We start from the raw sequence: 20,885 nt of genomic DNA on the forward strand, positions 1-20,885 counted from the left end.
ATCAGTTATATGAAATAGACATATTAGAAGGGTTTTCAGATTTTGTTTCTTGCAGTTCCTTTTTATAATTATGAGTCATCGTTTTAGTTGAAAGAACGGATGGTGAGAACATGGTGAGTTCTTTATGGAGCATTATTTTTTTATCATGTATGTTTTTTCGATCGACAATGACCGTTTTTGCATCGAGTACTCGTTTTGCCTCTTCCTTACCTTCTGGCAAGATAACGGGGAATTTACTCACGGTATCTAAATAAGCTTTAAGTGCTGTGGGTGGCTGTCCATGTTTTATGTATTCATCAGCAATTAGAGAATAAGCCCAGAAATCTTTGAGATCAAAACTAAGCAGATCCTTATTCGCCTCGAGCATTTTATTCACTTGCCCAAAATCGCCATGTCGTGCATAGGCAAACATGCGCTCTGCAACAGATAAGCGTTGCGATATTTTGAATAAATCTTTGGAATCAATCATCACATCATTAATAACAGGCTCTAAACCAAGCCTCATCGCACAGACATTAACTGCTCGAATGTTCGCCGGCGAAAAATAGGCATGGGTAAAATTAACAAAAGAATTCAAATCTACTGCTTTTTCAGTATTTAGTGCATGAAACAATTCATTGGTATATTTTCCAGTATCGTGCTTGATGACACTTCCTATTTTAAATTGCCACTCATTCTTTTCATCTTTAAAGAAGAGAATATTTTCAAACCCCATAGCATCCATAATAATATTCGTCTTTTGATAGAAATCACGATAATGATTTAGAAACTCAATCATTAGGTCCCGGAGTTTAGGATCGCTCTCTAACCGTTGTATTATGGCGCCGATTCGCTCATCAACCTTCGCATAATCATTAAAATCAAAACTTGCTGCAGAAGAGCCACTATGGATAAGTATTTTATTAACCTTTTCGCACAACACTTTATTGTGTTCCATTAAGTAGGGATCAAGTTCCGCAGGTTCTATTTTAAAATCAAATTTCACTTTAGACTTGAAGCATTTTTCATATGGAACCATTGATAGAGCAGCATTTTTCGGTTCTTTCCCAGGGAGTAAAACCTGATGGGTAACATGGTGTTCCCGAATACACCGCTGTTTATTATCTCGGTCAAAACAATCGTATAAAACAGCATATTTTTTCTCTAACTCTTCAAGCTCCTTAGGGTTGGGATTCTGCTTCATTACCTTAATAACAAAAGGGGCATCCGGAAAACGATAAAGTACATGAGTCCCACCTTCGGCAAAGCGTTCGGCTTTAGTTAAATCAATCGCGCCCGATGCAGTCTTTGGCGCGGAATCTAGCCAACTCTGCTTTAATGGGGTCAGCTTAGGATGTACTTGCGGCAAAAGCACAGCAAATCCAGTGGCCCAAGGCTCTGCTGCATGCCCTCCGTTGTGGAGTTTGCATGGAACCTTTAATTCTTGAGCAAGCGACAGGGTTGCTTGGGTTAGTGGTTCATCACCTAAACCACAGTCGCCTGTTTCCATAGTTCCTGCCTGGAGATGAACATTGACCGCTCCCTGAGGTACTTTCTGCTTAGACAATTCATCATACCCACTCTTGAGCATATGCAATAAATATTGTTGCTCATTTTTATTAGCCAAAGGGGCACGCCAGGTTCGATCCTCTTCATAACGCACAGGCTCATCAACTTCTTCACCTTTTAATCGCAGTAATGAGGGCCCCCACCAAACAGCTGGAGATTGAGCAATCACGTGTCCATAGATATCCGGATGCATTTTCGCTGTATACAAGGCTTGTAGCCCACCCATACTTTGCCCACATAAACCTATTTTTTGAGGATCACTCGTGACGGGAATATCTGCTCGCCTTAATGCGCCTGGAATTTTAGCGAGCATCGCATCGGTATGCAGATCACAACCATATTCTTTAAGCCTTGGCATAGAGGCCCACTGCCCTTTTCCCATAATAGGTGGTGTCGGTGATACGAATACGGCAATAACTGGTTCTATTTTACCTTCAGCAATTAAATTATCTAAAACTTCTTTTGTGCCCATGCGATTTCCAAAGGCATCCTGGTGCAAATGCATATCCCCATCGAGCATCACCTGAATATTGTATTCACTAGGTCCGGAAGCCTTATAACCAGCTGGAAAATAGACTTCAACCATTTGGTCCCCGGACTTTAATTGATAGGGTTCCTCAATCGGCTCGCTTAAAACACCTGTTGCGCTCAGTATGCGTTTTTGAAGATTTCCTTTATTTTCTTGGGATAATTCACGATTTTCATACACCGAGGTAACAATTTTTCCATCGGATAAAGCAATTTTGTTGATAATATTAGGCTTTTGATTCAACTCCCCAGGCTTTACATCTGGATGCATAAAAAAATCGCTGCTTTCATTTGGAGCAACCGAACGTTTTGCCCTCCATTCTCCCTCTTTTTCTTTAGTCATAGAAAGCATATGACCTTTTCCTGATGCATCACGATAACCTAATAACATTTCTTTGGGGACTGGCGTTTCAGGATTTGGCTTATAGATGATGGTCGCAGTCAATTCTGATGAAGTAGCATCAATCTTCACTTCAACGATACCCGCACTTTCTCCAGTTACCACAAATTTAATTGATTCGGACATCTTAGTTTTATTTTAATCTTGGTAGTTCATATTATATTTGAGCTTGATACACACTTTGTTATTTTCTGTGCTGAATTTACACATTATTTGCAGTTTATTCTCCGCGGGTGATCAACCTTATATACCTCAATTAAAACAAAACGAGATTGTAGTTTTTTGTGACAAACCGGACAAACGTCCGGCTATCCTTGAGAATATAACATGGAATCTTGGTGCTTTGATTCATCCCATATTTCCTCTTCTGGCAGGCTTGTTTCAATAAATTCGATGATCGCCCCATGGTCTTCGATCATTGCTACTTTAAAATTTTTTAATGGAAAATAGGGCTCTAAAAGAACATGTTTCCCCTTTATTGCTTCATCAATACATCTCACTTTATAGGCTATATGCGGTTGGGTTTGAATCAGCTTATGCAAAGGACAATTAGGACCAAATCGATGATATTGAATGCGTCCTGGTAACTCTCCTCCTGAGGTATACATATCCATAATGGCACTATAACGCTCACCTGCACGCGGCTCCGTGATGGGTATTCCAACATGATGATATTGATAGTTCATAATAAACCTCAGTACTTTTATTTATTTATATTGTACTCATCAATTACGTGGATATTAATCAACATTATTTTTTGCATTATGAACTATTAGTTTATAATTAATGAATAATTAAACAACCAATATTTGATTATGCTGAATTTCTCTCAATTAAGATGCTTTATAAAAGTAGCAGAGTATCTAAGTTACAATCGCGCTGCAGCCGAACTATGTATTACAGCAACCGCAGTGAGTAAGCAAATTAAAAACTTGGAGGATCAACTTGGTGAAAAACTCTTTATTCGAGATACGCGTAAAGTACAACTGACCGTTTTTGGTTTCGTTCTTCTGGAAAAATGTCAGAAGCTACTTGCAGAGACACAACTTATTGAACAATTTATTGAATCAAGACAAACGCTCCCTCAAGGCCAAATTACCATTTTGGTTTCGAATATTCTTGCCAGGGAATTAATTCTAGACCGGCTTGCTGATTTTATGGCCCAATATCCCTTGATTGAGTGCGAATTTTTATTCTCTGAACAAGATAATGATTTGGCGCGTAAAGATATTGATGTGATGGTTGGCTTTCCGGAAATTCCACCGTTTACAGACCAATTAAAATACAGGAAGATGAACCCCATCAACAATATTCTTTGTGCTGCACCTCGTTTAATTGAACAATATGGGATGCCAGTTCATGCATCCGACTTGATGGCCTTTCCGTTTATTTCCCACAGCTTGAGAAAACCGGCTACAGAACTTCCGCTAGAAAATGGAACTTATCTACCCTGCCCAAAACCCATACTCTTTATGGATGACTTTAATGCGCTAAACCAGGCGTGTAAAAATGGATTAGGACTTTTTTTAACTGGCGACAGACTCGTTGAGCAAGCCCTTAAAGATAAAACACTTATCCATATTTTTCCTGAAATAAAATTTAAACAATATGAGATTTTTACTTTTTATCAGCCTTATGGATCTGAACTACCCAAGATTAGAGCCTTTCTTGATTTTTATATGCCAAATCCAGCATAAAATACCCTTGGAACGTAAAACCACCCTATTTAAATTACATTTCTTAATAATTTTTCTAGACAGTAGGAAACATTTTGTATTCTAATGACTCACCGATTTAGGATAGGAAAAAGGAATATGGCTTTTACAAGGATCTTCTTTTTAATTTTATTATTTAGTATTTATGGAATACAGGAAACTCAAGCAGAGGAAACGGATCAATTTACTCTACCACCTGGTGAATTACAAGACATCGGCCCAGCGGCCAGTTATAGACTTTATGAAGTTCTTGAAAAATCCATCGCACAAACTAATGCAGAAATTCAAATGCTTCTCCCAAGAGCACAGAAGAGTCGGCACTCGGCATTACAATTGGCGACGCGTCGTAAAGCAAGCTACATCGCTGATTTAATATATAAAAATACCGGTCCGGGTTTTCCACGTTGGTTGCGTCGCTTACCTAAAGACTCCAATCCCATGCTCTATAAAGAAGTCTGGCCTTGGAAAACCGTTTATTGGCTCGTTTTTTCGCAATCTCCCTTATTTGTCATTGGACTTGCACCAACGATTAATATGTATGGTTATTATTTTGGTACAGACAAACTTGGTCATTTTTTCATGATGGGCCATACCTATTATAAAATTTATAACTATTTCCTGGATCATGGAAAAACACCCGATCAAGCCCATGCCGCTATTGTTACATACGGTCAAATTCTAGAGCAGACCTATTTAGGTACATTAATTAATGGGGTGTATTCCAATGCGGATTTAGCTGCAAATTATGCAGGATGGAAGTTTTATATGAATCTTGCAAATAGCGTAAAAATTGGAGAACAAACACTTCCCCCAATCCTAGTTTTGCATGGAGATACATGGGAATTCTCCAAACACGTCAATAAGTATAACTTATTGAAACCTTATATTTCAGATAACCTAAATGAAGCCTATAACCCATGTCGTTACGCTTTTATGCGCGATCAAATTCGTAGGCAAGTAAAAAAACGTTGTACTGATTGGGTTAAACGCAACGAGCTCACAAAAGAAATAGTCCTCGCGAAGCTTGAAGAAACCAGCCGCTGGCATGGAGAAGGTTATGGACACTGGCTTCCTGCTAGTAATGCAGTCACTCTCGATGTCTGCTTCGGTGGTAAGTAAATCCTCTCGCCTCTATCAGCACGCATGGCTAATATTAGTGCCTGCGTGCTATAAATTAGCAATAACGCCTCACCTCATAATTTACTCATTTTTAATGGTCTAAAATTCACAGATCCTCTCGTCAAGCTTGTCTATAATTTATACATATAAGGAGCGTACATTGACAAGGAGATGTTAAAATGAAAATTTTGCTTGGTGGAAATACCCTAAGTTTGAGTCAGTTAATGGCTCAGTACGATGTGCAGAATCAGGGTGGAATCTCAATAAATAGCGGTACTGAGTTTGAGCGTACATTAAATCAAAAAATCTGGAGTTTAGGCAATGAGTTAAGAGATATGTTACCCGAAAAACCCATTTTGCCAAATGAGCCTTCGCGTACTACAAAAGAGTGGATCCCTTTTGAAGGGCTATCTTCTATATGGATTGATGATAATCGTCCTGAATCGGAACAATATCGTGATATAGAGAAATCGAACGATGAATATCAGAATGAGTTGAGTGAGTATCAACAAAAACTGAGTTTGTATCAGCAGTTATCCAAAGATTATGAACAAAAAATGAACCTTATTCAAAATGATCAGCTATTTCTTAATAAACGTCTAGAATATCAAGCCTTACAAACCGTCCAAGATGTATATAATTCTTCTACTAAAATCCCTGAGTGGCATGAGGTAAAAACAAAATTAGAACAAGCGATTAATACCTCGGAAACAACCAGAGGCGGCAAGGATAGATTACTTGAAAAAATACAAGAGATTGACAGTAGCAATCAAAGTCCAGAAAGAAAAGTAGAACAAATGATCGATCTCATGTTGCAAGAATACCGCCATATTCTGCGCGGTGGTCTCACGGGTATGTTCTCCAAAGAAACTGGAAGTGGTTTGGCTGAGAAGCTACAAACTTTTTCTCGAGAAACATTAGGTATTGAATTACCTCGTTCTCTCGAAAAAGGGGCGCCCTTGAGCATAGAATCACTTCATCGATCAGGTCGTGTGCGAGATGATTTGTATCAAGGAATGACCAATAAATCACCTGGCGATAAATATGAGGTCCAACAAGGATTTAATATAGGTCTTGGTTATGGCAATGACAATGATCTCTAAACGTAAATTGCACTAAGCTAAGAATATTTTTCTATATTCCCTCTCTGCCTACGTCCCGCGACGTGTTCGCGAGACGTAGGCTCAAGGAGAGTAAGCTTAACTGCCATTGAGTATGCTTGCTAATGTTAACAACAATATTTCAGCACTCCCTAAAAATCAATTGATCACATTTCAATCAATATGATTTACAATTAATCACAAAACAAATATAATAGACATTACTGTTTGTTTGGTGGCCCATTATATGCAAGAGCGTTCTGAGATAAAATATCCTTTTCTTCGGCGAGTTAAAGAAAGCGATTATGAGCGAGTTTGGGAAATATGGATGCAAGATCATATTATCCAATGGATGTCTTTTACAAAAAAAGATAAAGAGTCCTTTAAAGCAACTTTTAATCGGCTCAATCAACAAAGCGATATTTATGTCATGGTCGATTCGATCAATGAAAAAGAAACGATTGTAGGTGTGCGCCGTATTAAATATCTTTCTGGTCCCTATGAACATGTAGCCGAATTTTGCTCCATGGGAGTTGATGCTCAATACCTGAATAAAGGATACGGTAAAGTTTTTTGGAAAGGATTCGAAGAAATTGTAAAACAAAATCCCAAGATTAAATGCATCCGTTTTACGCAAAGCGGAGGAAACAATAAAGCATTTCATCTCTCTGATTCAATAGGTTATCACGCCGAAGCAGTATTTCCAGATTGGTTGCAGCGCACTGGACCAACGCCAAAGGATCATTATTACCTTATCGAACGTTTTAGTTACAAAATTATAGACCCAGTATTGCTTAACAAAGCGGAATCCACTTCGTCTAGACAATATGAACCAGAACTCCCTCCTCTTTTAAAGAACATGTCAGGTCAATGGGAAGTACGTCTTGTAAACGATAAGATCCAAGTCAAACTAGGAAATGAGTTAATTCTTGATTTTGATTATTATCCAGATGAAAGTGTCATTCAACATATTGCATTTCTTGAGAATCTAAAACTTCATCATCAGGATAAAGAGCTTTGCAGCCTCGCCTTAAGACAGGCTTTAAATGTTATCTTGGCAGGACAAAGAGTAAAAAAACTTGAGTTATTTACTCATGAAGACAATGCCATTGAGCTCTGTGCCAAACTAGGATTTTGGGTTCGTGGTGAAAAACCTGTTGCTTATTATAAAGACGGAACATACTTCAATGAGTTAGGGGTAGAATATAGCTTTTTCGATATTGAAGATGCTCAATCTTTATTTAATAGTTTTAAACGCGATGCAGGAATTAGTTCAAAATTAAATGAACTGCAGCAAATCATAAACACTCTTGAAACACATCATGTATGTGATGCATTGGGTAAAAATTATTTAGCTAATATTGTGTATCAAATTGTACGCGATGAACTTTTAGAACAAAAATTATTTGTCTCCTTAAATGATAAACCCTGGGAGAAAGTGCTGGCTCAATGCCCGGAAGTATTTGCGCAAGCAGCCAAAGAATTACAGTTGGCTTTATCTGTTTTACAAAAATCAAAGACAGAAGAAGTTAAAAGCAGCCAACTGGGAATATTTAGCGGGACTAAGTCTGCTTCTAATCAAGAATTTGTAGCTCTCGATACGCAAAAATCAATAGAATACAAATAGAAAGAACGATCTTCAGGTCACTACGTTCGGTTGTTTATTCTTGCTACGGAGCCAGATATTTTCATGAGGTAACCTCCCTCCTTTATTTAATGCTTGCTATTCCTTATCGTCACAATTTCTTATATAAATACTGCAAAAAGGTATTCGGTTCAGTACCCAAAATACCGAGTATGCGTATGGAGAATTTGTCATTATGCCCAAAATAGCCATCATTGGTGCTGGTGCGTCTGGTCTTACTTCCGCTGAAGCTGCACTTGAAGAAGGGATAGTTCCTACCCTCTTTGAAATGTCATTTCGAATTGGTGGTGTATGGGGACCAGATATTCGTAAGCCTGAAGATAAAGGTTCTGCTTGGCCAGGAATGAAAGTAAATATTTCACGTCATACGGGCGCTTTTTCTAATTTCAGTTGGCCACGAGACGCTGCTGATTTCCCAACAACTCAAGAGGTATATGATTATTTATCCAGCTATGCAACACATTTTGACCTTTTTCCTTACATTCGCTTTGGATGTCGCGTTACTGAAGTATTAGAGCAAGATGGAAAATGGCTGATTCGTTGGCAAGAAAACCAAACCACACTTAAAGAAGAATCGTTTGATTCAATTATTATTGCATCAAGTAAATTTACAAGTCCTTCTGTTCCTAATTTTAAGGGATTGGAACAATTAAATGACAAAATGCTTCATAGTTCAAAATATAAATCTGCCAAAGAGTTTGCAAAAAAACGTGTTTTAATCGTAGGAGGCTCATTAAGTGGCACATCCATTGCAGAAGAAATTGCAAAAGTAACCGATGTCATACACTTATTAAGGAAAGAACGTTGGGTAATCAAAAGATATCGCTCCTCAGATCCTAAAAATAATGGTCCTTTTTTACCCCGAGATTTATTAAAAACCTATAACAGTGCCCAAACTCCCTTGTCCAAAGAAGAACTATATCAATTTATGCTGCAACACTGTTCGGAACAACAAGAGGTTCCTGAATGGCATATGTCCCCTTCTTCACCTGTTGGTTTTGTGGTAGCCGATGATTATTTCAAAGAAGTCCGTAGCGGAAGACTAAAACCTATTCGTGGCGAAATAGACTATTTTTTAAACTCCAGTGTTGTTTTAAAAGATGGCCGCACTATTGAATTTGATGTTGTTATCTTTTGTACTGGTTATGAAAGAGACTTATCATTTCTTCCTGAAAGCTTACGCTTAAATCCAACTTCGCCTCTTTATGAAGATACTTTTCCACTCGATACGAAAAATCTCGCATATATAGGGATGTATCCCGGTGCACGTGGAGCAGTATTTCCTCTTGTTGAGTTGCAAGCAAGATATGCTTGTGGTGTGTTTAGTGGTCGCTTGAAGTTACCGTCAATTGACTTAATGAAGGAAGAAATCGCAAATACCCCTAAAGACCGCGAGGAAATAAAATTTTCAACCGCATTGGCTCAAAAACTTGGTGTAATGCCTAATTTAAATTCATATAACTGGGTCTTACGCCATATGCTATTAAACGGTGCCTACACCCCAGCAAGATTTCGACTCGAGGGGCTACAGAGTAATCCCAAAACAGCCGTAAAATCAATCAAAGAAACTGAAATCTATAGAAGCACGCTACTTCGAGCACATGATAAAGTTCCTACACTTGCTTCCCTCTGTTTGTTCCAGCTCAATCAACATAGAAATAAAAAAGAAATGAAAGAAGAAACCGAGGTATTTTCATTATCAAATACGCTTTAAAAAAGATAAATTGGTTCAACGTGCTCTGTATTAGCATTTTTGGATTTATGCCACGGCTTATTCCTGAGCAATCCAACTGAAATTACGCCCTGCTACTACGCTTATGCTTACCTCCTACGTACCGCACTTTATGCGCGGTACGTAGGAAATTGATCTAACTCTAATCAAAATGAGCCATTATTCTGGAACATTTTTATTCTTTTCCTGTTTTTTCTAAAGAACCTGAAATCGTTTGATGCTCCGTATGCAAAGTCATTTGTCTTAAATCCAATCTAGAAATAATTTTCATCATTGTCGTATTGTTAATTTTTCTTTCTTTTCTCAATGTACGCAATTCCAGATGAGCCCCTTCTAGGGCCGCATATCTTAGTTGCCGCTCAAACGTTAAAGCTAACATACTTTCGAGTTTTTCATGTTCAGAACCATGAGTCGATGCGATAAATTGATTAAAAGTCGCCATTAGCTTATCTCCAACCTCGAGGCATAAAGCCTTATCCCGTTCATTGATTTCTTCACATAAACTCTTCATTTTTGTTTTGATTGCTTCCACTGCGGCTTTAGTTAATGCAAGCACTGCTTCATTTTCCTCATCTTGAGTATGCTTATGAATCAAGTTTTTCAATCCAGGGGTAATCAAAGGCAAGAGCAAACTGCTAATTAACAAAGAACAAAGAACAACGCCAATAACCAAGATAATTAAAAGCTTACGCGCGGGAAAAGGCACTCCATTAATCATATGAGGTAAAGATAAGATCGCCGCCAGAGCAATTGCTCCTCGTACTCCGCCTAGTGAGAATGTGCTGATTATTTTTATGTTAGGGAAACGCCAGGTACTACGTTTGCGCCTGGATATTAATGCTTCAAAAGGCAATGTTAAATAAATCCATAATGTGCGTAATAAAATTAGAGTCACCGTGATAAGCACAACAATTCGTGCATATTCAGATAAACTATATCCCGTAGTGGCAAGAAATTTGATCGAATGAGGCAAATACAATCCTAAAAGAATAAAGATAATTCCATTTAAAGTGAGATCGAGTACCCCCCAGACAAAATGCCCTTCGATACGCATTTTGGCCATTGTTCTGTCTAAAAACCCGGCTCGATCTACGGTAAAACCCGCAGCAACTGTAGCTAATACCCCGGAAAAACCTAGTTTTTCAGCAACAAGATATACAGTGAATGGTAAAAGTAGTAACAATAGATTTTCAGTAGTTGTCTCATGAGCGCTATGCTTGGTTAACTTTCCTAAAAGCGAGATAAAAACATAGGTAAGAATAAAGCCAACAGCAATTCCTCCCAGACTTATAAATAATAAACTCCATACGGCACCTGTGAGCGAAAATACGCCCGTAACCATTGCAGCAACCGCTAATTTAAATGAAACCAGACCTGAGGCATCATTTAAAAGCGCTTCTCCTTGCAAAATATGCATAATCCGCTCAGGCACTCGAGTTCCAACAGTCATAGATCTAAGGGATATCGCATCTGTTGGAGAAAGCGCTGCCGCTAATGCAAACGCTGCCGGTAAAGGAATGATTGGAACTAACCAATGAACTAAATAACCAATCCCTGCGACCGTAAAAAAAACCAACCCAATCGAGAGCATAATAATGGGTCTGGTATAGAGCAAAAACTCACGTTTAGGGAAATGCCAACTGTCATTAAATAATAAAGGTGGAATGAACAACAACATAAAAAGTTCAGGATTAAATCCTACATCAAAGGTAGGAAATAAAACTGCCAGAATGGTCCCTATAGTAATTTGGATTAATGGAGCTGGTAGAAAAGAAACAAACCGTGTAATCACACCAGAGATCACCATTAAAAAAAGAAGAGTTAAACAAATTAATACACCTTCCATTGCTCCTATTTCCTCTAAGACTAATCAATTGATCATTATTAAATTTACTGTTCGTTACATGGTTATTATGAAACTCCGAACCTAGGTAATCTCCTACAGTTGAACATAACCACTATTGATTGTAAAACACTTCAGGGGTAAAAACCTGTAGAAGGCGATAAGATTAATCCCAAAAAACAATCTAATTGCGCAATTTACGTACATACATTAATCCTGCTTAAAACCTTATTTGGTATGATGGTAGTGTCAGTAAAGCAACTTAGATCTTTTCTAAGTACAACAAATTACTACAGAATCATCACCACAGATGGAGAAAATTAGATGATAACGTTCAAAAAATCGATAATAGCTTTAGCCATGATCTCACTCTCTTTGGCTAATTTTTCTTCTATGGCAGCCAGCGGGAGCAATCAAAATCAACTCGATGTTTTATTAATTTCAGACCCTCATGTGGATATTACAAAACGGCAACCGACGCATATAAATCCTCTTCCGAATACTTCTGAAGAACTGGATCCAGAAAGTTTTAAAACGTTAATAGCAAGCATTGGGGAACAAATCGACTTGGATCAAGAAACAAAACATGCAGTGCTTTTGCTTGGTGACTTACCAGCTCATAACGCATATAAGCGTAAAACGACCAAAGACAATATCAACTTGGTTTTTGAGCAACTCAATGAAAAAATAAATCCTTCCCCCTATTTTTATATTTTTGGTAATAATGATTCCTTCCAAAGAAATTATGGGCCATTTACTTATAACGACGAATCAGCTTTCGATTTGTTAAAAGCGATAACAGGAAATGGTGATGGATTTCTTTCAACAGGGCTTAAATGTCCATTTAATGGAGAAGCCTGTATTGGACAAGAAAACCAGAAATACGGCTATTACTCTGCCTATTTAGGCGATCATCTCAAGCTTATTTCGCTAAATAGTGTTGTATTTGTATACCGACCAGGATTTGACCCTTCTCGAGAAGGTGCTACAGATGAACTTCAATGGTTGGAAAATGAACTTAAAACAAGTAAAGCAAACCATGACAATGTTTTGATAGCCATGCATGTTCCTCCACAAAGTTGGGAATCAAGCTATAAAGACTCATTCTCAAAAATTATAAAAGCTTATCCAGAAATGATTATTGGTATGCTTGCAGCGCATACTCATTTTGATGAAATCCATGCAATTAAAGTGGAACGTAACGGTTATGTAATTCCAATTATTTATTCGGCCTCTATCGGAACAGATCATGGGAATGCGTCCTCTTTTAAAACTCTGAAGTTATCAAGATCCAATGAACAAGCTGCATGGAAATTGAGCGACTACATTACTTACAATTTCATCGGTAATACTGCTGCCAAAAGTCGTCTCAATCAATATTATGATTTTCAGCAAGCGTTCTGTTCAGGTGGGGCTAGCTCTGTAGGTAGTTGTCTCAACAAACACATTAAAAATAATAAATTTGACAGTGCCACCAGCACGTTAATGAGCAAACATTACACAGCTGGAAACCCTAATAATAATCAAAAAATTGATCCATCTTCAAAATGGATGATGATCATAAAGTGATAAATCATAGGGTCATTCCCGCCTACGCGGGGATGACATCATTTAGCGTCGAACGACAACAATGTAAGTAAAATGATTATTAATGATGGGACTGTTATTCTTCAACTACCATTGCAGAGCTTAGGCATTAAAAAAATTTAAAACAGAATGCTCTGCGGCCATCGTATCATCAAAACCTAATTTTATTAATTGACGCGTATATGCTTTTTCAAATAATAAAAAGCTGAGTAAATCACCGGAATGACGTTTCGCCCCCAGAAAATTAAGAAAAATACGTAATAAAATAGGCATATTATTGTATTGAGATTGAGCCATAACAGCAACATCCGTACTGGGTCGTAAATGCAAGGTTTGAATTGGCCGCCAAGGGGGAGACTCTGCCCCGGTTGGTACCATGCGCGCCATATGATTCATGTGACTCACCATCTCAAGATCACGCTCAAGATTATCTAAAAACAACCCGTTGACCATCCCTCCCAAAACACGCGAAAAATCAATGTCACCACGCTGTAATTTTTCGAGGTCACTCACATTGGGCAATGTACGAGTGCCAATTATTAAAATTTTATCGACTTGACAACGAATAGCACCTCGTAGAGGAGCCGCTAAACCTACATGCCCATCTCCATAATGAAGTCCATTTATATTTGCCGGTGGAAAGAATAAAGGTAATGAAGTTGAGGCCAGAAAATATTCCATTTTCAGGTTAACACGTTGACTACTATGAAGCGGATCATCCCAATCGTCAAACTCTTCTGCATGATGTTGATAAAAGGAAATGGTTTTTTGTGCTTCATAACAATTGCTGATGATTTCCATCATTTCTAAGTGTTTATTTTTGATAACATCTTCCAAGGTCTCAAAATTAATAATGTTCGTAATGAACTGACGCAAAGGCGACGTATCCAGAATATGTCCTAATAAGCGTTGCTTAGTAAGCATACTATTCATATTCCGCATCGCCGATATGCTAAGCGCGTAATTACTGGACTTAAATATGTGCTGACAAGTAATGTTGCTCCATAATTCATTTAACTTGTTTGTACCCGCAGAAAAATCCAGTGCATTTTCGGCGATTACTGCTGCATTAATACTGCCAACACTAACACCACTGATCATACTGAACGGAATTTTCCTTGCACCAAGAATGGTGTTGATCGCCTGAAGCGCCCCAGCCTGATAGGCTCCACGGGCTCCACCACCAGCTAAATAAAGTGCGATTTTGGTCATTTCTTACCGTTTTTAGGAGCGAAATTAAAAAATATAGCCCCATTGCACGTCGCTGGCAAGTTATAACCTGTGTTACTAAAACTGGATATCTCTCTAATTGCAAAGATTTTTTATCGGTTTATCAACTCAAATGACTTCGATTTATAACTCAAGATCTTGACATATTTTTCACTAAGCTGTATATTTGTACATTAATAGTACAATTTTGTGAAATTTAATGTCCCATTCTACTTTACACCACAAGTTAAATGAAAAAGCAGGTTTACCACAAACCTTTGCTTGCTTTTTTTATTTTAGCTTCTTTAGCCCCGAGCTGGGTGGTCGGTAGAATTAACTAACACTCCAACCCCCAGCATAGTCTGGGGGTTTTGGTACCCGAATTCCCAGACAACAAAATGCATGGGCGTTGGATAAACCACAAGAGGAGTGTATATCATGCGCCACCCATCGCGAACATGTCGTTCCCCCGCTCTATCCACAGTACGTTCTGATTGTAGGAGGGTATGATGAGCTATTCAGTCTTAAAAAAACTACCTTCTGTAGAATCAATTCTTCAAGAAATCCCTTTGTCCCTTTCTGCTCATCAGCAAATTACTCGCGATAGAAGAGAAGTAAAAGCTATTTTGGAAGGCCGTGATCATCGTCTTTTAATGATCGTTGGTCCTTGCTCTGCGTGGCCTAAACAGGCTGTTTTGGAATATGCCAACCGTTTAGTGCAATTGAATGAGAAAGTAAAACACGAATTAAAATTAATCATGAGGGTATATATTCAAAAACCTCGCACGACAAAGGGATGGACAGGCCCTGTAAACCAACCTGATTTATTTTCTGAACCCGATATTGCAGCAGGAATAAAATATACCAGAGACATGATGATTAAAGTCATCGAAAAGGGGCTTCCAATTGCCGATGAAGCACTATTTACTCATAATGCCAAAGGATTTCTTGAACTTCTCTCCTGGGTAGCAATTGGTGCACGCAGCTCAGAAGATCAAGAACATCGAATTTTTGCTTCGGCTTTAGATTGTGCCGTAGGATTAAAAAATCCCACTCATGGTTCATTGGCGATTGGCGTTAATAGTATTATTGCCTCACAACACTCTCACGTCGCAGTATTTGATGGTTATGAAGTACAAACTCATGGTAATAATCATGCTCATATGGTCTTACGTGGCTCGAACAATGCCCCTAATTATTCGATTGCACATCTTAAAGAAGTAAAACGGTACATGGATATGCATCAAATTGTTAATCCTTCGGTCATTGTTGATGTCAGCCATGATAATTGTCTTGTTGAAGGCAAAAAAAATCATCAACTACAACCCTCCATTGCTTTAAGCGTTTTAGAAAGCATTAGAAAATACCCTGATTTAAAACAATTGGTCAAAGGATTCATGGTTGAAAGTTTTATCAAAGAGGGGAATCAAAAAGTGGACGCTGTACACCCTGAGGACCTTGATTTAGGCGGGTTATCAATTACTGATCCTTGTTTAAGTTGGGAGAAAACAGAAAACTTTTTGTTGGAGTTAGCTGAGTTGCGATCATTGGAGAAAACAGAAATACGCAAGGAGGCCATCGCATGATCACTTTATTTGGTATTTCAGGTGATGCGGGGTCGTTTTCTGAAGAAGCGGCCCTGGTTTATGCCAAGCAAAAAGGGATAGCTCCCATCCTTGTACACTTACTGGATATGGAAGGTGTTCTTGATGCTATTGAACATGAAACCATCGATTTGGGCATATTCCCTGTTGTTAATCTTTTAGGGGGCTTGGTAAAACCCGCATTTCTAGCAATGGGAAAGCATTTATTTACCCCCATTGATGAATTATGGCATGAGATCAATCAATGTTTGCTAGTAAGACCTGGTGTTCAATACCACCAAATTACCTACATCGTGTCACACCCTCAAGGTCTAGCTCAATGTCGCCAATTTCTGCAAAAAAAATTTAAAGATTTAGAACAAATAGAGTGGATTGATACAGCAAAAGCAGCAAAAGATTTGGCAGAAGGAACATTACCGGCTCATTCGGCAGTCATTGCACCGGCACGGTGTGCTCAATTGTATGGGTTAGAAATATTAGAGGCCGATATTCAAGACAGCAAGCCGAATCGAACGGCGTTTATCTTAGTAAAAAAACATACTGATAATGCAACGCTTCTCAAGTAAGGAGAACATCATGCAAACCCTCGAAGAATTGAGAAAACAAATTGAACAGACAGATGCTGACCTCATTGAAATACTTGCGAAACGTCAAGAATTGTCGAAACAAATTGGCGCGTTAAAATCAAAAGAAGGGAAAAAAATAACGGACCGCTCGCGAGAGAAACAATTGTTCGAGTATTATGAACATTTATCCGAGCAGTACCACTTACAACAAGAATTTATTTATCGTGTATTCAAAATCATTATCGCAAATTCTAGAAAGGTACAAAAATAATGAGGCATTTACCTGAGAATTCAGCAACTGTTGTCATTAATTCATTAGCTCAGCAAAAGATGAGTGCTGGGATCAAAATTTATAACCTAAGTGCCGGCGAACCCAAACTTCCACCCCATCCATCCATTGCCACTGCCACCATGGAGGCTCTAGAACAAGGATTAACCCTTTATCCACCCGTATCAGGAGTCCCGGAACTGCGACACCTTGCAAGTGAATGGATGAATGAAATGTATGGCTGTTCATTCACAAAAGAACATTGTCTGGTGGTTAATGGTGGAAAACTAGGAATCTATTTGCTGATGCAATTACTGTTGGAAAAAGACGATGAAGTGATTATTCCCACCCCCTACTGGGTCTCTTATCCTTCTATAACTCAATTATTTGGAGGCGTACCCATCCTCGTTGAAACTCAAGAGACCCAAGGATGGAAGTTGACACCCCAATCACTCAAAAATGCCTGCAGCACTAAAAGCAAAATTTTAATTTTGAATAACGCAACAAACCCTACAGGAGCATTGTATACTGAGTCTGAGCTTACCGAGTTGTTGCAAATCGCCCACGAGCAGAATCTACTAGTTATTGCAGATGAGGTTTATAGTGCTCTCACCTATGATGAGCATACTTACGTATCATGTGGCTCCTTCCACCAATTTCAGGATCGCATCATTATTATTCAAAGCTGTTCAAAAAATTTTGCCATGACCGGTTGGCGAATCGGCTTTGTGTTTGCTCCCCCCGCCATCATCCACCCATTAACTACATTAGTAAGCCAAAGTACAAGTGGAGTAACTACATTAAGCCAATGGGCAGCCATAGCTGCATTAAACAAAATCAATCAGATAAGCACGTGGGTGCAACAATGCATGCAAAAAAGAAGAGATGTTCTCATTAATGCTTTACATCAATCATTAGGCTTAACAATAAAACCACCTAGTTCATCACTTTATGTGTTTCTTTCCTTAGAACGTTTAGGTGTAAAAAAAATGAATTCCGAAGAGTTTTGTAAACATGCTTTAGAAGAGGCACATGTTGCGCTTGTACCAGGAGTTGCATTTGGCAAAGAAGGCTATGTACGCTTATCATTTGGGGGCAGAGAAGAGGATTTAAAAGCCGGAATTCATGCTTTGGCACAATGGATGCATTCATAAATTTCTTAGAATACCAGTGTCTAACGGTCCATTAGGCATTTTATTTAATAAGCCATATTTGGATAGATTCAACAAATTCCCAACTCGGGTTACACTTTGATTATATATGGAAATTCAGGAAAAAAATGACTCGTTTAATAAGTATTATTATGATGCTTTTCCCCATAATTAGTTTGGCAAATAATCAAACGTTTTATTATGAGCCAAACGTTGTGGAATTAACTGGGATTATTAAAATACTTAAGTTCCCTGGTCCACCAAATTATACCAGCACCAAGGATGGTGATGTTGAGGAAACTGGAGGTTATCTACAATTAGATAAACCTATTGACGTAGAAATTAATCCTACTCTGAAAAAGAATAATGACAATCAACCTGAAAAAAATGTTTCATTATTACAGCTTGTTGTCACCGATAAAGACCAGTGGAATAAAATTAAGGAAGGTAATAAAGTTCGAATCACTGGGACCCTCTTTCATGCGCATACTGGACATCATCATGCAAGGGTATTAATAAATCTTAAAGAGATCGGTGTGTTTGCGAATCAAACAGAACACGATCATAAGCTGCAATTGACTCCGGAAGACCAGCCGTTTTTAAATCATCCATAACCAAAATAAATCACTTGGAGTGTCCCTATACTATGGTTATATGTTTTTTTTCATGACAGTAAGGAACAGTTCTGAACCTAAAAAAAACTGTAACCACCCATGTAGATATTTATATTCGCTTTGTTCAAACCATTGTGGATCGACCATGTAAAATTGCCTTATAAAAGGAAACAATGCGACATCGGCAATGCTGATATGGCTAGCTAAAAGAAAACGGTTTTCCATTAATAAGAAATTTAATTTATTAAGATATTCTTTGGCCTTCTCCCTATAATATAGAGGATCTTTTTCCGCTGATTTTTGTGGATATTTATAATTATCAAGAATGGGCTTAAATTTGAGATCATTTAAGTGAATCAATTCTTTGCATTTATCTTTTAGATTAATAGATAACCAACCATCCGGATCCGATTGTGCTAATGCCCAAATCATAATATCAATGCTTTCATCAATCACACGCCCATCCCTTAACACTAATACAGGGACCGTACCCTTTGGTGAAACCTGAAGCATTTCCTGCGGTTTGTTTTTAAGTTCGACCTCACGTTGTTCTACGCTAATTTGGGAATAGGAGAGCGCCATTCTTGCTCTAATCGCATATGGACAGCGCCTAAAAGTATAGAGTATCGGATATTCCACGAGATTTAGACCATTCTTAGTTTGCAAGTAGGGTGATTTGCTTTGAATACAAGCAGATAATAAAACAATAAAAGCATCCATGACAACTCTGAATAATATCAGCGCCCTTTCGCGACTAAATAGCTTATCCATCAAAAGAACAGATCTTGATCGATTTGTATTTATTTTTTGCAACAAAGACCCGTTTTATGTATAATTAAAAGTCAATTTGTAAAAAGGCAATATAATGAAAACGATAGTTGTAACTGTAGAAGAGCATGAAATAGTTCTGTTGGATATAGAGAATATCAAACTTCATGAAATGTCAAAATATTATACAAAACTATCCCAATATAAAAAGCTGGATGAGGCTATAGAATTATTGTCACAACTTGATGAAAAAGAATATTGGAGAGCTGCCATACTATTGAAAAGTCTCAAGAAGAAAAAGGAAGATGAGAGCGAGATAGAAATCAAAGCACTCATAGAACAATGCAACGATTTTTCACTCTTCTTTGAATCCAACTCAGATCAACTTCCGAGCATGAAGGGACTGAGTTGCTATAGAGTGGGTGCTGATGCAGGCGCCGGATTTAAGGAAGGCGATATAGATGTTATCGGTACAGAAGGTATTCTCCATTGCACTGGAATTTTAGTCGTCACCAAGGATGAAAAAGGAACTCCTTGTTATTATATGGGTCATATATTTGGTGAGCGTACAACTAAAGAAACCGTTCAAGAAGAATTAGATCGAATCTTATCTGACATCCAAGAGCTTTCCGGTAGGGAACTCTTATGGTCGGACTTAATTGGACAAGTTACTTTGGTAGGAACGGGAAGCAGCACCGATGAACCCAGTATATGTTACAAACAAACATTCAAAATTTTGACTCAAGAAGGGGCCAAGCCTACTCCATTATTTGGCAGCAGTGTCGCGTTTAACTTAACAGGGAAAGGCGAGTTAATCATATTAGATCCTACAGGAATGTTGCATCAGGGCATTGAATCCCGCCATCCTAGAGTAAGTCATGGAGTCTATTCTCCTGTCGATAACATAAGCGAGATACAATCAAACCAAACAATTAACGAACAAATTGATGATGATTTATCGTATAACAATCCATTTCTTTTCAGCAAACTTTAAAGTTATAACAGCAGGCATTGAAGTGCTTTGAGGCAAACTCTATAATTCCACTTCATCAAAAATTACAGGATATAACATGACAACAGATGAAAACCCCCGGCCTGCTGAAACCTTAACAAATGAAGATTATTCCAAAGCGATGAATTTTATAGGGCAAAACTTATTAACCTCTTTGGTTCAATCCGTGGAAAAACTGCCACCTCATTTTCGTAATAATAATTTAATATCTCAGGCTTTATCTGCATTTATAGCAAATATTATTTATAAACAATCTCCGGGAAATCCTGAGTCATGCCAGCAAATGCTAGAAGCAATTACAAAACTTGTGAAAATACAATTAGATAATCTACCCCAACTTGCAAAATAAAGGTAACTCGGGTGTAGATCCTAAAGATCGAAACCCGGATTCCCCCGCTTCACCTAGGCTACATCCATCTGCGGTTCAACGATCCTGAATTAAGTTCGTATTGCTATAATGAACATAGAAACGTTGC

The 20,885-nt window shown here is 38.2% G+C and carries 18 protein-coding genes; 13 read left to right on the top strand and 5 right to left on the bottom strand.

The annotated features are described in order from the left end of the window. Position 1: 1 nt before the first annotated feature. The gene (locus tag ACWTEW_RS15750; protein WP_454782610.1) at positions 2-2,602 is read right to left on the bottom strand and encodes an alpha/beta hydrolase; all 2,601 of its coding nucleotides are present in this window, start codon (positions 2,600-2,602) and stop codon (positions 2-4) included. A gap of 182 nt (positions 2,603-2,784) precedes the next feature. After that, on the bottom strand, positions 2,785-3,162 hold the full coding sequence (locus tag ACWTEW_RS15755) for a helicase (protein WP_454782611.1): 378 nt from the start codon (positions 3,160-3,162) through the stop codon (positions 2,785-2,787). Positions 3,163-3,291: 129 nt separating this feature from the next. On the opposite strand from ACWTEW_RS15755, the gene ACWTEW_RS15760 reads away from it, so the two are divergent. The 5 genes from ACWTEW_RS15760 to ACWTEW_RS15780 all read left to right on the top strand — a co-directional run bounded on the left by ACWTEW_RS15760 (position 3,292) and on the right by ACWTEW_RS15780 (position 9,769). Further along, positions 3,292-4,173 carry a LysR family transcriptional regulator gene (locus tag ACWTEW_RS15760; RefSeq protein WP_454782612.1) on the top strand — a complete coding sequence of 294 codons (882 nt, stop codon included), beginning with the start codon at positions 3,292-3,294 and terminating at the stop codon, positions 4,171-4,173. 117 nt (positions 4,174-4,290) lie between these two features. Then, positions 4,291-5,310, top strand: coding sequence for a hypothetical protein (locus ACWTEW_RS15765; RefSeq protein ID WP_454782613.1), 1,020 nt, complete (start codon positions 4,291-4,293; stop codon positions 5,308-5,310). Positions 5,311-5,489: 179 nt separating this feature from the next. Next, positions 5,490-6,413, top strand: a complete 924-nt coding sequence (locus tag ACWTEW_RS15770) for a hypothetical protein (RefSeq protein WP_454782614.1) — start codon at positions 5,490-5,492, stop codon at positions 6,411-6,413. A gap of 244 nt (positions 6,414-6,657) precedes the next feature. After that, the gene (locus ACWTEW_RS15775; protein ID WP_454782615.1) at positions 6,658-8,037 is read left to right on the top strand and encodes a GNAT family N-acetyltransferase; all 1,380 of its coding nucleotides are present in this window, start codon (positions 6,658-6,660) and stop codon (positions 8,035-8,037) included. A gap of 193 nt (positions 8,038-8,230) precedes the next feature. Continuing rightward, positions 8,231-9,769, top strand: coding sequence for a flavin-containing monooxygenase (locus ACWTEW_RS15780; RefSeq protein WP_454782616.1), 1,539 nt, complete (start codon positions 8,231-8,233; stop codon positions 9,767-9,769). A 193-nt stretch (positions 9,770-9,962) separates the two neighbouring features. Here ACWTEW_RS15780 and ACWTEW_RS15785 read toward each other — a convergent pair whose 3' ends face one another. Next, positions 9,963-11,633 (bottom strand): Na+/H+ antiporter, encoded by a 1,671-nt coding sequence (locus tag ACWTEW_RS15785; protein ID WP_454782617.1) that lies wholly within the window; start codon positions 11,631-11,633, stop codon positions 9,963-9,965. Positions 11,634-11,954: 321 nt separating this feature from the next. On the opposite strand from ACWTEW_RS15785, the gene ACWTEW_RS15790 reads away from it, so the two are divergent. Continuing rightward, entirely contained in the window at positions 11,955-13,199 is a 1,245-nt protein-coding gene (locus ACWTEW_RS15790) for a metallophosphoesterase (protein ID WP_454782618.1), read from the top strand. Between the two features lie 120 nt (positions 13,200-13,319). On the opposite strand, the gene ACWTEW_RS15795 is transcribed toward ACWTEW_RS15790, so the two are convergent. After that, a complete protein-coding gene (locus ACWTEW_RS15795; RefSeq protein ID WP_454782619.1) occupies positions 13,320-14,429 on the bottom strand; it encodes a patatin-like phospholipase family protein in 1,110 nt (369 codons plus the stop codon). Positions 14,430-14,935: 506 nt separating this feature from the next. Between ACWTEW_RS15795 and ACWTEW_RS15800 the strand changes: the two genes are divergently transcribed. The 5 genes from ACWTEW_RS15800 (at position 14,936) to ACWTEW_RS15820 (ending at position 18,629) form a co-directional block, all read left to right on the top strand. After that, positions 14,936-16,012 carry a 3-deoxy-7-phosphoheptulonate synthase gene (locus ACWTEW_RS15800; RefSeq protein WP_454782796.1) on the top strand — a complete coding sequence of 359 codons (1,077 nt, stop codon included), beginning with the start codon at positions 14,936-14,938 and terminating at the stop codon, positions 16,010-16,012. After that, the gene (locus tag ACWTEW_RS15805; protein WP_454782620.1) at positions 16,009-16,596 is read left to right on the top strand and encodes a prephenate dehydratase domain-containing protein; all 588 of its coding nucleotides are present in this window, start codon (positions 16,009-16,011) and stop codon (positions 16,594-16,596) included. The genes ACWTEW_RS15800 and ACWTEW_RS15805 overlap by 4 nt, the downstream gene beginning before the upstream one ends. A 10-nt stretch (positions 16,597-16,606) precedes the next feature. Beyond that, complete coding sequence (locus ACWTEW_RS15810) at positions 16,607-16,867, top strand: chorismate mutase (RefSeq protein WP_454782621.1); 261 nt, start codon at positions 16,607-16,609, stop codon at positions 16,865-16,867. Beyond that, entirely contained in the window at positions 16,867-18,018 is a 1,152-nt protein-coding gene (locus ACWTEW_RS15815; RefSeq protein WP_454782622.1) for a pyridoxal phosphate-dependent aminotransferase, read from the top strand. The genes ACWTEW_RS15810 and ACWTEW_RS15815 overlap by 1 nt, the downstream gene beginning before the upstream one ends. Before the next feature lie 125 nt (positions 18,019-18,143). Further along, positions 18,144-18,629: a DUF4431 domain-containing protein gene (locus ACWTEW_RS15820; protein WP_454782623.1), complete on the top strand. Its 486-nt coding sequence runs from the start codon at positions 18,144-18,146 to the stop codon at positions 18,627-18,629. Between the two features lie 36 nt (positions 18,630-18,665). On the opposite strand, the gene ACWTEW_RS15825 is transcribed toward ACWTEW_RS15820, so the two are convergent. Beyond that, positions 18,666-19,349, bottom strand: coding sequence for a glutathione S-transferase (locus ACWTEW_RS15825; protein WP_454782624.1), 684 nt, complete (start codon positions 19,347-19,349; stop codon positions 18,666-18,668). A 145-nt stretch (positions 19,350-19,494) separates the two neighbouring features. Here ACWTEW_RS15825 and ACWTEW_RS15830 point away from each other — a divergent pair, with 145 nt between their 5' ends. Next, entirely contained in the window at positions 19,495-20,391 is an 897-nt protein-coding gene (locus tag ACWTEW_RS15830; protein ID WP_454782625.1) for a hypothetical protein, read from the top strand. 76 nt (positions 20,392-20,467) lie between these two features. Continuing rightward, complete coding sequence (locus ACWTEW_RS15835) at positions 20,468-20,758, top strand: hypothetical protein (protein WP_454782626.1); 291 nt, start codon at positions 20,468-20,470, stop codon at positions 20,756-20,758. Positions 20,759-20,885 lie beyond the last annotated feature (127 nt).

It is taken from the genome of Legionella stuttgartensis (assembly GCF_977063405.2).

Coding starts and splice junctions, on each gene's coding strand:
- ACWTEW_RS15755 (WP_454782611.1), bottom strand. CDS start 3,162: ATGAACTATCAATATCATCATGTTGGAATACCCATCACGGAGCCGCGT.
- ACWTEW_RS15795 (WP_454782619.1), bottom strand. CDS start 14,429: ATGACCAAAATCGCACTTTATTTAGCTGGTGGTGGAGCCCGTGGAGCC.
- ACWTEW_RS15825 (WP_454782624.1), bottom strand. CDS start 19,349: ATGGATGCTTTTATTGTTTTATTATCTGCTTGTATTCAAAGCAAATCA.
- ACWTEW_RS15805 (WP_454782620.1), top strand. CDS start 16,009: ATGATCACTTTATTTGGTATTTCAGGTGATGCGGGGTCGTTTTCTGAA.
- ACWTEW_RS15835 (WP_454782626.1), top strand. CDS start 20,468: ATGACAACAGATGAAAACCCCCGGCCTGCTGAAACCTTAACAAATGAA.
- ACWTEW_RS15780 (WP_454782616.1), top strand. CDS start 8,231: ATGCCCAAAATAGCCATCATTGGTGCTGGTGCGTCTGGTCTTACTTCC.
- ACWTEW_RS15785 (WP_454782617.1), bottom strand. CDS start 11,633: ATGGAAGGTGTATTAATTTGTTTAACTCTTCTTTTTTTAATGGTGATC.
- ACWTEW_RS15790 (WP_454782618.1), top strand. CDS start 11,955: ATGATAACGTTCAAAAAATCGATAATAGCTTTAGCCATGATCTCACTC.
- ACWTEW_RS15810 (WP_454782621.1), top strand. CDS start 16,607: ATGCAAACCCTCGAAGAATTGAGAAAACAAATTGAACAGACAGATGCT.
- ACWTEW_RS15770 (WP_454782614.1), top strand. CDS start 5,490: ATGAAAATTTTGCTTGGTGGAAATACCCTAAGTTTGAGTCAGTTAATG.
- ACWTEW_RS15815 (WP_454782622.1), top strand. CDS start 16,867: ATGAGGCATTTACCTGAGAATTCAGCAACTGTTGTCATTAATTCATTA.
- ACWTEW_RS15775 (WP_454782615.1), top strand. CDS start 6,658: ATGCAAGAGCGTTCTGAGATAAAATATCCTTTTCTTCGGCGAGTTAAA.
- ACWTEW_RS15820 (WP_454782623.1), top strand. CDS start 18,144: ATGACTCGTTTAATAAGTATTATTATGATGCTTTTCCCCATAATTAGT.
- ACWTEW_RS15760 (WP_454782612.1), top strand. CDS start 3,292: ATGCTGAATTTCTCTCAATTAAGATGCTTTATAAAAGTAGCAGAGTAT.
- ACWTEW_RS15765 (WP_454782613.1), top strand. CDS start 4,291: ATGGCTTTTACAAGGATCTTCTTTTTAATTTTATTATTTAGTATTTAT.
- ACWTEW_RS15800 (WP_454782796.1), top strand. CDS start 14,936: ATGAGCTATTCAGTCTTAAAAAAACTACCTTCTGTAGAATCAATTCTT.
- ACWTEW_RS15830 (WP_454782625.1), top strand. CDS start 19,495: ATGAAAACGATAGTTGTAACTGTAGAAGAGCATGAAATAGTTCTGTTG.
- ACWTEW_RS15750 (WP_454782610.1), bottom strand. CDS start 2,602: ATGTCCGAATCAATTAAATTTGTGGTAACTGGAGAAAGTGCGGGTATC.